The organism is Streptomyces sp. AC558_RSS880 (genome assembly GCF_019049255.1).
Taxonomy (GTDB): Bacteria; Actinomycetota; Actinomycetes; order Streptomycetales; family Streptomycetaceae; genus Streptomyces.
Map to the genome: position 1 here is coordinate 1 of NZ_JAGMUJ010000187.1, position 12553 is coordinate 12553.

Genomic DNA, 12553 nt, shown 5'->3' on the forward strand with positions numbered 1-12553 from the left:
GGCATCGGCGACACCATCCGCGTGTCGCTGTCGGCCCCGCCGGTCGAGGAGATCAAGGTCGGCATCCAGATCCTGGAGTCGCTGAACCTGCGTCAGCGTGGCCTGGAGATCGTCTCCTGCCCGTCCTGCGGCCGCGCCCAGGTGGACGTGTACAAGCTGGCCGAGGAGGTCACCGCGGGCCTGGAGGGCATGGAGGTGCCGCTGCGGGTCGCCGTCATGGGCTGCGTGGTGAACGGTCCCGGCGAGGCCCGCGAGGCCGACCTGGGTGTCGCCTCCGGCAACGGCAAGGGCCAGATCTTCGTGAAGGGCGAGGTCATCAAGACCGTGCCCGAGTCGAAGATCGTGGAGACGCTGATCGAGGAGGCGATGAAGATCGCCGAGGAGATGGAGAAGGACGGCATCGCGTCGGGGGAGCCGGCCGTCACCGTGAGCTGAACAGCACGGAATTCCGAAGGGGGCCCGAGCGTGACGATTCTGGAGAGCATCCGGCAACCACATGACCTGAAGGCGCTGTCCGAGGCGGAACTCGGCGAACTGTCCCACGAGATCCGGGAGTTCCTGGTGCACGCGGTCGCCAGGACCGGCGGGCACCTCGGACCCAACCTCGGGGTGGTGGAGCTCACCGTCGCCCTGCACCGGGTCTTCGAGTCGCCCGTGGACCGCATCCTGTGGGACACCGGCCACCAGAGCTACGTCCACAAACTCCTGACCGGACGTCAGGACTTCTCCAAGCTGCGCGGCAAGGGCGGCCTGTCCGGCTATCCCTCCCGCGAGGAGTCCGAGCACGACGTCATCGAGAACAGCCACGCCTCCACGGCCCTCGGCTGGGCCGACGGACTCGCCAAGGCCCGCCAGGTGCGGGGGGAGAAGGGCCATGTCGTCGCGGTGATCGGCGACGGCGCCCTCACCGGCGGCATGGCCTGGGAGGCGCTCAACAACATCGCCGCCGCCAAGGACCGGCCGCTGATCGTCGTCGTCAACGACAACGAACGCTCCTACGCCCCCACCATCGGCGGACTCGCCAACCATCTCGCGGCCCTGCGCACCACCGACGGCTACGAACGCGTGCTGGCCTGGGGCAAGGACGTACTCCAGCGCACACCCGTGGTCGGTCCCACCGTCTACGAGGCACTGCACGGCGCGAAGAAGGGCTTCAAGGACGCCTTCGCCCCGCAGGGCCTCTTCGAGGACCTCGGCCTGAAGTACCTCGGCCCCATCGACGGCCACGACGTCAAGGCCGTGGAGTCCGCGCTGCGCCGCGCCAAGCGCTTCCACGGACCCGTCCTGGTCCACTGCCTCACCGAGAAGGGCCGCGGCTACGGACCCGCCCTCGCCCACGAGGAGGACCACTTCCACACCGTCGGCGTGATGGACCCGCTGACCTGCGCGCCCCTCGCCCCGTCCGGCGGCCCGTCCTGGACCTCCGTCTTCGGCGAGGAGATCGTCCGGATCGGTGAGGAACGCGAGGACGTGGTCGCGATCACCGCCGCCATGCTGCATCCGGTCGGTCTCGGCGCCTTCGCCGAACGGTTCCCTGACCGGGTGTGGGACGTCGGCATCGCCGAGCAGCACGCGGCCGTGTCCGCGGCGGGCCTGGCGACCGGCGGCCTGCACCCGGTCGTCGCCGTCTACGCCACCTTCCTCAACCGCGCCTTCGACCAGCTGCTGATGGACGTGGCGCTGCACCGCTGCGGGGTGACCTTCGTCCTGGACCGGGCCGGTGTCACCGGCGTCGACGGGCCCTCGCACAACGGGATGTGGGACATGTCCGTCCTCCAGGTCGTCCCCGGCCTGCGCATCGCCGCGCCCCGCGACGCCGGCCAGCTCCGCGCCCAGCTGCGCGAGGCGGTCGCCGTCGACGACGCGCCCACCCTGCTCAGGTTCCCCAAGGAGTCCGTGGGCCCGGAGATCCCCGCGCTGGACCGCGTCGGCGGCATGGACGTACTCCACCGGGCGGACGCCCCCGAGGTGCTCCTGGTGGCCGTGGGAGTGATGGCGCCGGTCTGTCTCCAGGCCGCCGAACTGCTCGAAGCGCGGGGGATCGGATGCACCGTGGTCGACCCCCGCTGGGTCAAGCCCGTGGACCCGGCCCTGCCCCGACTGGCCGCCGGGCACCGTATGGTGGCCGTCGTCGAGGACAACAGCCGTGCGGCCGGGGTCGGTTCGGCGGTGGCGCTGGCGCTGGGCGATGCCGAGGTCGACGTGCCCGTGCGGCGGTTCGGGATCCCGGAGCAGTTCCTCGCCCACGCCAAACGCGGTGAGGTGCTCGCCGACATCGGCCTCACCCCGGTCGAGATCGCCGGCCGGATCAGCGCGGGTCTCGCCGTCGGCGAAGAGCCCGTGAAACAGTCACCGGACCCACAGGAGCCCCAGGCATGACCACCGCGGAGTCGTCGCAGACCGGGGGGTTCGACCTCGGCGCGCTGCTGGCCGAGCGCGGAGCCGAGCGCTACGAGCTGCACACCCGGTACCTCAACCACCAGCTCCCGCGCATGCTGCACACCATCGGCTTCGACAAGGTCTACGAGCGCGCCGAGGGCGCCCACTTCTGGGACGCCGACGGCAACGACCACCTGGACATGCTCGCCGGGTTCGGGGTGATGGGCCTCGGCCGCCACCACCCCGTGGTCCGCAAGGCGCTGCACGACGTCCTGGACGCCTCCCTCGCCGACCTCACCCGCTTCGACTGCCAGCCGCTGCCCGGCCTGCTGGCCGAGAAGCTGCTCGGGCACAGCCCCCACCTGGACCGGGTGTTCTTCGGCAACAGCGGCACGGAGGCGGTCGAGACCGCTTTGAAGTTCGCCCGGTACGCGACCGGCAGACCGCGCGTGCTGTACTGCGAGCACGCCTTCCACGGCCTGACCGCCGGCTCGCTCTCCGTCAACGGCGAGACCGGTTTCCGGGACGGCTTCGCCCCGCTGCTGCCCGACACGGCCGTACCGCTCGGCGACCTCGACGCGCTGGAGCGGGAGCTGAGGGCGGGGGACGTGGCCGCCCTGATCGTGGAGCCGATCCAGGGCAAGGGCGTCCACGAGACCCCGCCGGGCTATCTGCGGGCCGCGCAGGAGCTGCTGCACCGGCACAGGGCGCTGCTGATCGCCGACGAGGTGCAGACCGGACTGGGCCGGACCGGCGACTTCTACGCCTACCAGCACGAGGCGGGGGTCGAGCCGGACCTGGTGTGCGTGGCCAAGGCGCTCTCCGGCGGCTACGTACCGGTGGGCGCCACCATCGGCAAGGACTGGATCTTCAAGAAGGTCTACTCGTCGATGGACCGGGTGCTGGTCCACTCGGCCAGCTTCGGGGCCAACGCCCAGGCCATGGCGGCGGGCCTCGCGGTGCTGTCGGTCATGGAGGACGAGCGGATCGTCGCGAACGTCCGGAGCACCGGCGAGCTGCTGCGGACCCGGCTGGCCGCACTGACCGACAAGTACGAGCTGCTCGCCGACGTCCGCGGCCGGGGCCTGATGATCGGCATCGAGTTCGGCCGGCCCCGGTCACTGAAGCTGCGCTCGCGCTGGACCATGCTCCAGGCCGCCCGCAAGGGACTCTTCGCGCAGATGGTGGTCGTGCCGCTGCTGCAACGGCACCACATCCTCACCCAGGTCTCCGGCGACCACCTGGAGGTGATCAAACTGATCCCACCGCTGATCATCGACGAGCGGGACGTGCACCGGTTCGTGGACGCCTTCACCGCGGTGATGGACGACGCGCACGACGGCGGCCTGGTGTGGGAGTTCGGCAGGACGCTGGTGAAACAGGCCGTCGCCAACCGCTGAAGCCCGCGCCCCGCCAGGATTTGCCCCATAGGCAAGAAAATTGCCCGTGGGGCAAAACCAGGGCTCAATGGAGGCATGAGCTCCTCCGAGGCCGGGCCGCCGGCCGAACCGGCCGACGCGCTCCCCGCGGTCGCGCCGCAGCTGCGTGCCCTGCGGCGACGGGCCTCCCTCACCCTGGAGGCCGCCGCCCGCGACGCGGGTCTGTCGCCCGCGCACCTCTCCCGGCTGGAGACCGGACAGCGCCAGCCCTCGCTGCCGATGCTGCTCTCCCTCGCCCGCACCTACGGTACGACGGTCTCCGAGCTGCTCGGCGAGTCGGCCGCCGACCGGGACGCCGTGGTGCGCGCCGCCGACATGGAGTCCACGGCGGCGGGCGGCTGGACGTACTGGCAGGCCGGTGCCGCCGGGCGCGGCATGCAGGCCCTGCGGGTCCGGGTGCCGCACGGCTCCCAGGGCGACATCGTGCGCGTCCACCCCGGCGAGGAGTGGCTGTACGTCCTCAAGGGGCGGCTGCGGCTGCGCCTCGGGGACACCCTGCACCGGCTCGGCCCGGGGGACAGCGCCCACTTCGACTCGCTGACCCCGCACCGCATCGCCGCGTCCGACCCCGACGGGGTCGAGCTGCTGTTCGTCCACACCCTGCTGCAGAGTCCCACGGCCGCGCTGTGCCTGGGCCCGATCCACGGAGAAGCGACATGACCGGCAAAGACATGGAAGAGAAGCTCCCCCGGGCCCTGTGGGTGCGGCTGTTCATCTACGTGGCGGTGGGACACCTCTTCGCGGCCTTCATCTACTTCCTCTTCGAGATGGCTCCGAAGAAGTAGGCGCCCGCCTCGGGCCCGCCTCAGTCGAGCAGGCGCTCGCGCAGCCGCTCCCGGGTCTCGGGAGTGAGCCCGAGCGCCTGCTCCAGATACGGTTCCACACCGCCCCAGGTCTCCTCGACGGTCTCGAAGGCCGCCGACAGGTACTCCGCGCGCGCGTCGAACAGCGGGCTGAGCAGCTCCATGACCTCGGGGGAGTAGGCCGAGGCGGAGGTGCCGCTGCGATGCACCTTGTAGCGGCGGTGCTTGGCGTTGGACTTCAGGTAGTCGTCGACGATCGCGTCGCGTTCGACGCCCACCGCGAGCAGCGTCACCGCCACCGACAGTCCCGCGCGGTCCTTGCCCGCCGCGCAGTGCATCAGCGCGGGAACGCTGTCCTCGGCGAGCGAGCGCAGCACCCGGGAGTGCTCGGCGGTGCGCTCCTTGATGATCAGCCGGTAGGAGCTGATCATCCGGTCCGCGCCCTTGCCGTCCGCGAGGATCGAGCGCAGCTGCTCCAGATCGCCGTCGCGGACCATCTTCCAGAACTCGGCGCCGTCGGCCGGGTCGCTGAGCGGCAGGTTCACATTGCGCACGCCCGGCAGCGCGACGTCCGGCCCCTCCAGCTTCTGGTCGGCCGCGTTGCGGAAGTCGAAGACCGTGTGCAGTCCGAGCGAGGACAGGAAGGCGGTGTCCTCGGCGGTCGCATGGGCGAGATGGCCGCTGCGGAAGAGCACTCCGTGCCGCACCCGCCGACCGTCGACGGTCGGCAGTCCGCCCACGTCGCGGAAGTTGCGTACTCCGGTCAGCTCGGGTTCGGTCGACGGGATCTGCTGCGTCACGAAGGACTCCTCCCACTCGGCGCCGCCGGCGGGGCTCGCCGGCGGGCACCACTTGACGATACGACATGCCTGCCTGGGGCAATGAGTTGTCCACAGGCATTGCCCGGACGCCCCCGCGACCCTGATGATGTTGGTGTCTGATCGCATCTGTTCGGGTATGTTGGAGGTTCGGTGACGCAGGTCTCCCAAGACGGTCGTACCTGGCTCCTGTCGGGGCCGGCCAGCAGCTACGCGCTCCATGTCACGGACCGCGACGAGCTGGTGCATCTGCACTGGGGCCCGAGGATCGCGCTCGCCGACGCGGAGGCCCTCGCCGCGCGCCCGCTGCCGGACGACTGGCCGTTCGAGTCCCGCCTGGACGGACGTGAGGAGTACCCGGTCGAGGGCGGCCCCCGCTTCGTCCGGCCCGCCCTGTCCGTACGCACCGCCGACGGGCGGCGCGGCACCGAGTGGGCCTTCGACGGCCACGAGAGCGACGACGGCGAACTCCGCCTCCGCTTCCGCGACGGCGGACTGACCGTGACCCTGCACTACCGGATGCGCGACGACGTGGTCGAACGCTGGGTGACCCTGCACAACCGGGGACCCGCGGCCGAGCTCCTGCGCGCCGACTCCGCGACCTGGACCCTGCCCGAGCGAGAGCACTGGCGGCTGTCCCAGCTGCACGGCCGCTGGGCCGCCGAGTCCCGGCTGACCCGCGCCCCGCTCACCTACGGCGAGAAGGTCGTCGGCAGCCGCCGCGGCCACACCGGACACCAGCACCTGCCCTGGGTCGCGCTCGACACCGACGCGACCGAGGAGCACGGCGAGGTCTACGGCTGCGCCCTCGGCTGGTCCGGGTCCTGGCGCATCTGCGTCGCCCAACTCCCCGACGCGCGCGTGCAGATCACCGGAGGCGCGGGGCACGACGACTCCGGCCTGCTGATGCTGGACACGGAGGAGACGTACGTCACACCGGTCTTCGCCGGTCTGTGGAGCGACGGCGGCTTCGGCGGCGCCAGCCGCGCCTGGCACGCCTACCAGCGGACGTACGTCGTCCCGGACGCGGACCGGGACCGGCCCGTGCTGTTCAACTCGTGGGAGGCCACCGGGTTCGACATCTCGGAGGAGCAGCAGCGAGGGCTCGCGGCGCGGGCCGCCGCGATGGGCGTCGAACTGTTCGTGGTCGACGACGGCTGGTTCGGGGCGCGGACGAGCGACCGGGCCGGGCTCGGCGACTGGACGCCCCACCCCGGCCGCTTCCCCGGCGGCCTGAAACCCCTCGCCGACCACGTGCACGGGCTCGGGATGCGGTTCGGTATCTGGGTCGAGCCCGAGATGGTCAACCCGGACAGCGACCTCTACCGGGCGCACCCCGACTGGGTGCAGTTCCAGCCGGGCCGCCGGCGCACGGAGTTCCGCAACCAGCTCGTGCTCAACCTCGCGCGCGACGACGTCCGGGAGTACCTCTGGGAGCGGCTGGACGGGCTGCTCTCCGGCACCCCCGTCGACTATGTGAAATGGGACTTCAACCGCTGCTTCAGCGACGCCGGCTGGCCGGACGACCCGTATCCGCAGCGGCTGTGGACCGACCACGTGCGGGGTCTGTACGCCCTGCTGGACCGGCTGCGGGCGGCCCATCCGGGCGTGGCCTTCGAGTCCTGCTCGGGCGGCGGCGGGCGGATCGACCTGGGGGTCCTCTCCCGTACCGACCAGGTGTGGACCTCGGACAACACCGACCCGCTCGACCGGCTCGCCATTCAGCACGGCTTCAGCCAGATCCATCCGGCCCGGGTGATGGCCGCCTGGGTCACCGACAGTCCGAACGCGATGCTCAACGGGCGGGTCAGCTCGCTGCGCTTCCGATTCGTCAGCGCCATGGCCGGGGTGCTCGGCGTCGGCGGCGACCTCGCGCGGTGGACCGAGGAGGAGCTCGCCGAGGCGCGGGAGTGGGTCGCGCTCTACAAGGAGATCCGGCCCGTCGTCCAGCGCGGCGACCTGTACCGGCTGCGCCCGCCGGAGGGCGGGCTGAGCGCGGTGCAGTACGTCCTCGGCGACGAGACCGTCGTCCTCGCCTGCCTCCAGGCGCAGCACCACGGAGAGCCCGTTCCGGCCCTCCGGCTGCGCGGCCTCGACCCGAAAGCGTCGTACGAATGCCGCGAAACGGGCGAAACGCATCGAGGTGCTCTCTTGCTGCACCACGGGCTGCGCACCGGTCTGCGGGGAGATCTGGACGCCGCGGTGGTGCGGTTGCGACGTCTGTGATCCTCCCGATTGAGGCGTTCTGTCCGATTAGGTGGTTTCGCCATAACGTGCCCCGAAAGAAAGGGAGATGGGGAGGGGGTGCGTGAGCATCGTCATATCCGTGACGATGTGTCGTCGCCATGCTCACGTAATTCTGGGGGATGACAAGGGAATTCGTGCGGGAAAGGGAATCCCGGCTGACGCTCGGTGACGTCAATTCCGCCTTTGGATCACGGAAAAAGCGTTCGCGGTGAACTCCGCGCTTGTCCCTTCGCGTCCGGGTCGCTTACGTTCACCACCGATCCGGACGGACGCCTAATCCTGCCGCCGCCCGGAGCCCGCACACACTGACCCGTGTACGGCAGGAGCGGGGGACCCACAGGTACGACCGCCTGTTCCGGTTCCCGGGACGGCTTGGGGTTAAGCCGCGCGACAGCGCGGCCGGGCATCTCCAGCCCGAACCCGACAGCTCACCTCGTAGGCGCCGGAGAGGAATTCGTCATGCCCGCGAAGGGTAAGCACCGCCGTACCAAGGCCCAGCGTTTCACCCGTTCCATCGCCGTCGCCGGAACCGGTGGCGCCGCACTCGCCCTGCCGTTCCTCGGCGCCACCGGCGCGCACGCCGCCACGCCGGGGACCGCCCCCGAAAAGGCCGTCCAGTCCCTTTCCGCCGCCGACCAGAAGACCGTCGCCGAAAAGGGCGACGAGGCCCGCACGTACACCGTGAAGGCCGGCGACTACCTCGCGAAGATCGCCGAGACGGAGCACGTCGACGGCGGCTGGAAGAAGCTCTACGCGGACAACCGCGAGGCCATCGGTGACGACCCGGCGCTCATCCACCCCGGTCTGAAGCTCTCCGTCGACGGCGGGGCCGCCGCGAGCGCGCCGCAGAAGCCGTCCTCCGCCGAGACCCCGCAGGCCCCGGAGCAGAAGGCCGAGCAGCCCGCCGAGCAGCCGGTGGAGCAGCCCGCCGAGCAGCCCTCCTCGGAGGCCTCCACCCCGACCACGGGCGCCGACCAGGCCGCGAGCACCTCCGGTTACAGCTCCCCGGTGCCCGGCGCCGGGCTCGGCACCGCCTACAAGGTGGCCGGCAGCATGTGGTCCAGCGGCTACCACACCGGCGTCGACTTCGCCGTCCCGACCGGCACCTCCCTGAAGGCCGTCGGCGCGGGCACCGTCGTCTCCGCGGGCTGGGCCGGCGCGTACGGCAACCAGGTCGTCATCAAGCTCGACGACGGCCACTACGCCCAGTACGCCCACCTGTCCTCGCTCTCCGTCTCGGCCGGCCAGACCGTGACCGGCGGCCAGCAGGTCGGCCTCTCCGGCTCGACCGGCAACTCGACCGGCCCGCACCTGCACTTCGAGATCCGCACCACCCCGGACTACGGCTCGGACGTGGACCCGGTCGCCTACCTCAGCTCGAAGGGCGTCTCCATCGGCTGACCCCCGCGGCGACCTTCCTGACACGCGCGCCGAAGGCCGGACCCCGATCCCCGGGTCCGGCCTTCGGCGTATTCCGGAATTGGCCAACATTTTGAGAGTGTCTTATCTCACCGCCCGTCAACCCTTCCTTACGGTCGCGTAGGTCACATTCGAAGGTGAATCATGAGCGGTTGTGGCAGACGATTCGAAGAGTGACAGCAGAGCAGTGATCGGGTCGTACGTGGCGGTGGGGGACAGCTTCACCGAGGGCGTCGGCGACCCCGGCCCCGACGGGGCGTTCGTCGGCTGGGCCGACCGGTTCGCCGTGCTCCTCGCGGACCTCCGGCCCGAGGGCGACTTCGAGTACACCAATCTCGCCGTGCGCGGGAAGCTACTGGACCAGATCGTGGCGGACCAGCTGCCGAGGGCGGTCGAACTCGCCCCCGACCTGGTGTCGTTCTGTGCGGGCGGCAACGACATCCTCCGCCCGGGCAGCGACCCGGACGAGGTGGCCGAGCGGTTCGAGCGGGCGATCGCCGCGCTCACGGCGGTGTCCGGCACGGTGCTGGTGACGACCGGGTTCGACACCCGCGGCGTGCCCCTGCTGAAGCATCTGCGCGGCAAGATCGCGACGTACAACGGGCACGTGCGGGCCGTCGCCGACCGCTACGGCTGCCCGGTGCTCGACCTGTGGTCCCTCCGGAGCGTCCAGGACCGCAGGGCCTGGGACGCCGACCGGCTGCACCTGTCGCCGGAGGGGCACACCCGCGTCGCGCTCCGCGCCGGGCAGGCCCTCGGCCTGGACGTCCCCGCCGATCCCGAACAGCCCTGGCCGCCCCTGCCGCCCCGCGGCGCCCTCGACATCCGGCGGGACGACGTCCAGTGGGCCCGCGAGTACCTGGTGCCGTGGATCGGCCGCCGACTGCGCGGGGAGTCGTCGGGCGACCACGTGATCGCCAAGGGAACGCTGTCGCCGGACGACATCAAGGTGCGGATCGCCTCGGTGGCGTGAGAGCCGTCCGTCGGACGGGGCCGGTCCGGCACCGTGGTGCCGGACCGGCCCCACATAATGGAATGCCTGACCGACTCCCCCTGGAGGTACCGTGGCCGGTTCCCGTTCCCAGAGCTCCGGGCCGCGTGCCCTGCGGCCCGTGGCCTTCGGCGCGGACCCGAGTGGCGAGCGCATGGCACGCATCCGCAGATCCCCGCACTTCAAGGACGGCGTGTTCCAGAACCCCGGGGGCACCGCCCGGATCCGCCCGTCGGGGTCGACGCGGGACCTGGCGAAGATCTACCTCGACAAGGACTCCCGGTCCCGCCGCGCCCCGAAGGGCACCATCCCGGTGCACCCGACCACCCTGGCCGACATCTCCCGTCCGCCGGCCACCGGGCTGCGCCTGACCTGGATGGGCCACTCCAGCGTGCTCGCGGAGATCGACGGACACCGGGTCCTGTTCGACCCCGTGTGGGGTGAGCGCTGCTCACCGTTCCCCTTCGCCGGACCCCGGCGGCTGCACCCCGTGCCGCTGCCGCTGACCGCGCTCGGCCCGGTCGACGTCGTCGTGATCTCCCACGACCACTACGACCACCTGGACCTGCCCACGATCAAGGCGCTGGCCGGCACGGACACCCTGTTCGCCGTGCCCCTCGGCGTCGGCGCGCACCTGGAGCGCTGGGGCGTGTCCGCCGGGCGGCTGCGCGAGCTGGACTGGCACGAGACGACGAAGGTCGGCGGACTCACCCTCACCGCCACCCCGGCCCGCCACTTCTGCGGCCGGGGCCTGCGCAACACCCAGCACACCCTGTGGGCCTCCTGGGCGGTCGCGGGCGAGGAGCACCGGATCTACCACAGCGGCGACACCGGCTACTTCGAGGGCTTCAAGGACATCGGCGCCGGCCACGGCCCGTTCGACGCCACGATGATCCAGGTCGGCGCGTACTCGGACTTCTGGCCCGACATCCACATGACGCCCGAGGAAGGCGTCCAGGCCCATCTCGACCTGCAGGGCGGTGACGCGGCCGGCGTGCTGCTGCCCATCCACTGGGGCACCTTCAATCTGGCGCCGCACGCGTGGGCGGAGCCGGGGGAGTGGATGAAGGACGTGGCCGGGGAGGCGGGGCAGGCGGTGGCGTTCCCGCGGCCGGGCGAGCCGTTCGAGCCGGCGGGGAAGGTGCCGGTGGAGGCATGGTGGCGGGCGGTGTCCGGTCCGATCGCGCACCCCTGGCGGCGTTCCCGGATCGCTGAGGGGGTGGCCGAGACGAGCAAGGGCGATCTCGACCTCGCCGGTGAGCGGTGAGGTCGGTCGGGGACGAGCCGGGAGAGATCGTGCGGATGCCGGAGCGTCTCCCGGCTGAGGTGCTGGATCGTTCGCTGCTGGACTCGGACGGGGCGCCCCGGGTGGAGCGTGAAGTCGCCCCGGCTGTCGCCGACCCGGTCGCACTCGGCGAGTGTTCCGTCGAGCAGGACGTACTCGGAGTCGCTCTCCCGCAGGACCCGCGGCAGCCCGAGCGCCCGGCGGGCCGGATGGTCGACGACGGCCGTGACGCAGACGTGGGCGGTGCCGGCGGATATCCCGAAGTCGGCGACGATCTGCGTGAGCGGGTCGTGCCGGCGCAGGTTGGTCAGGCTGTGAAGGATCAGCATCGGGAGCGGAGGCATCCTGGCTTGCTGACCTGGTGACCGCCCCTGTGGGAGCTGGGTGCGGGTGTCTGGCTCCCGCTCGAAAGGTCGCTTCGTGGGTCGACAGCGTGCCTGGGGCATGGGTCGGCCCTCGGAGACGGCGGTTGTGCCGGACCGATCCAGTGCCGTAGTGATCGGTCCAGTGCCGGTGGCCGTCACCGGTCGCCCGTCAATCGCGTCGTTCAGCATGGGCATCCCCAGCAGATAGTCATGACCCATGAGGCGGCACATGGCGTTCGCCATCGAACACGTCCGAGTTCGTCAGTCGGCCAGGGCGTCTTGCGCGCGAGGTGCGGGCAGTCGATACGGGGCGATGTGTGTGGCCACCGGGCCGATGGGGGCGTCCCCGAGGGAGATCTGCCCCGCAGGCACCGTTGCTCCTGGGCATACGCCCGGCCGAGCAGCGCCGGCTCACACACCTGGGGCCCGAACGTACTTACCGCTGTCAGTGAGCCTCTTTCATCCTGTGGTGGAGGGTGAAATGGGCTGGTCAACGAGTGTGGTGACGAGGCAGAGCCCCTCGTCGTCGGCGTGGTGATTCCACTCAGCACACCGGCGACCGAAGGGGCCCTGTTGGTTCCGTATCGAGCCATGCTCGACGTCCCGCATGAGCTCGTCGAGCATGTCTCGTGGCTGCTGTACGAGCACCGTCGGGCTCGCAACACCCGCCGGCGCAAGCTCGGCTGCTTCACGCAGGCGCTGCTTACTCCCGTCCACCTGCGCAAGAACGAGACGTTCTCACAGCCCGGAGCCGGGTTCGGGATATCCCAGGCCACCGCCTGGCGGTACGTCGACGAGGCCTTGGAC

At 71.1% G+C, this 12553-nt stretch carries 12 protein-coding genes and 1 riboswitch; of the genes, 11 read left to right on the forward strand and 1 reads right to left on the reverse strand.

Annotation, left to right across the window (positions count from 1 at the left end; genetic code table 11):
* The 5 genes from KUM38_RS39455 to KUM38_RS39475 form a co-directional block, all read left to right on the forward strand.
* On the forward strand, positions 1 to 435 hold a 435-nt coding region (locus tag KUM38_RS39455), incomplete at its 5' end, for a flavodoxin-dependent (E)-4-hydroxy-3-methylbut-2-enyl-diphosphate synthase (RefSeq protein WP_217136954.1).
* Positions 436 to 465: 30 nt separating this feature from the next.
* The gene (dxs, locus tag KUM38_RS39460) at positions 466 to 2379 is read left to right on the forward strand and encodes a 1-deoxy-D-xylulose-5-phosphate synthase (protein WP_217136955.1); all 1914 of its coding nucleotides are present in this window, start codon (positions 466 to 468) and stop codon (positions 2377 to 2379) included.
* Entirely contained in the window at positions 2376 to 3779 is a 1404-nt protein-coding gene (locus KUM38_RS39465) for an aspartate aminotransferase family protein (RefSeq protein WP_217136956.1), read from the forward strand. The genes dxs and KUM38_RS39465 overlap by 4 nt, the downstream gene beginning before the upstream one ends.
* Positions 3780 to 3854: 75 nt before the next feature.
* A complete protein-coding gene (locus KUM38_RS39470) occupies positions 3855 to 4478 on the forward strand; it encodes a helix-turn-helix domain-containing protein (protein WP_217136957.1) in 624 nt (207 codons plus the stop codon).
* Positions 4475 to 4603: a DUF6126 family protein gene (locus KUM38_RS39475; RefSeq protein ID WP_217136958.1), complete on the forward strand. Its 129-nt coding sequence runs from the start codon at positions 4475 to 4477 to the stop codon at positions 4601 to 4603. The genes KUM38_RS39470 and KUM38_RS39475 overlap by 4 nt, the downstream gene beginning before the upstream one ends.
* Before the next feature lie 20 nt (positions 4604 to 4623).
* Here KUM38_RS39475 and KUM38_RS39480 read toward each other — a convergent pair whose 3' ends face one another.
* The gene (locus KUM38_RS39480) at positions 4624 to 5421 is read right to left on the reverse strand and encodes a tyrosine-protein phosphatase (protein WP_217136959.1); all 798 of its coding nucleotides are present in this window, start codon (positions 5419 to 5421) and stop codon (positions 4624 to 4626) included.
* Between the two features lie 171 nt (positions 5422 to 5592).
* Here KUM38_RS39480 and KUM38_RS39485 point away from each other — a divergent pair, with 171 nt between their 5' ends.
* The 6 genes from KUM38_RS39485 to KUM38_RS42670 all read left to right on the forward strand — a co-directional run.
* On the forward strand, positions 5593 to 7665 hold the full coding sequence (locus tag KUM38_RS39485) for an alpha-galactosidase (RefSeq protein WP_217136960.1): 2073 nt from the start codon (positions 5593 to 5595) through the stop codon (positions 7663 to 7665).
* A gap of 314 nt (positions 7666 to 7979) precedes the next feature.
* Positions 7980 to 8141: riboswitch (cyclic di-AMP (ydaO/yuaA leader) on the forward strand.
* Between the two features lie 4 nt (positions 8142 to 8145).
* Complete coding sequence (locus tag KUM38_RS39490; protein WP_217136961.1) at positions 8146 to 9087, forward strand: M23 family metallopeptidase; 942 nt, start codon at positions 8146 to 8148, stop codon at positions 9085 to 9087.
* A 205-nt stretch (positions 9088 to 9292) separates the two neighbouring features.
* Entirely contained in the window at positions 9293 to 10078 is a 786-nt protein-coding gene (locus tag KUM38_RS39495) for an SGNH/GDSL hydrolase family protein (RefSeq protein WP_217137023.1), read from the forward strand.
* Positions 10079 to 10169: 91 nt separating this feature from the next.
* The gene (locus KUM38_RS39500) at positions 10170 to 11363 is read left to right on the forward strand and encodes an MBL fold metallo-hydrolase (RefSeq protein ID WP_217136962.1); all 1194 of its coding nucleotides are present in this window, start codon (positions 10170 to 10172) and stop codon (positions 11361 to 11363) included.
* Positions 11364 to 11392: 29 nt separating this feature from the next.
* Entirely contained in the window at positions 11393 to 11746 is a 354-nt protein-coding gene (locus KUM38_RS39505; RefSeq protein WP_217136963.1) for a hypothetical protein, read from the forward strand.
* Positions 11747 to 12277: 531 nt separating this feature from the next.
* Positions 12278 to 12553, forward strand: a 276-nt coding sequence (locus tag KUM38_RS42670; RefSeq protein ID WP_308409154.1) for a transposase family protein, incomplete at its 3' end; no start/stop codon positions are given.

Bases quoted from the DNA above. Each gene is read 5' to 3' on its own strand.
- KUM38_RS39465 (WP_217136956.1), top strand. From the start codon at position 2,376: ATGACCACCGCGGAGTCGTCGCAGACCGGGGGGTTCGACCTCGGCGCG.
- KUM38_RS39470 (WP_217136957.1), top strand. From the start codon at position 3,855: ATGAGCTCCTCCGAGGCCGGGCCGCCGGCCGAACCGGCCGACGCGCTC.
- KUM38_RS39475 (WP_217136958.1), top strand. From the start codon at position 4,475: ATGACCGGCAAAGACATGGAAGAGAAGCTCCCCCGGGCCCTGTGGGTG.
- KUM38_RS39490 (WP_217136961.1), top strand. From the start codon at position 8,146: ATGCCCGCGAAGGGTAAGCACCGCCGTACCAAGGCCCAGCGTTTCACC.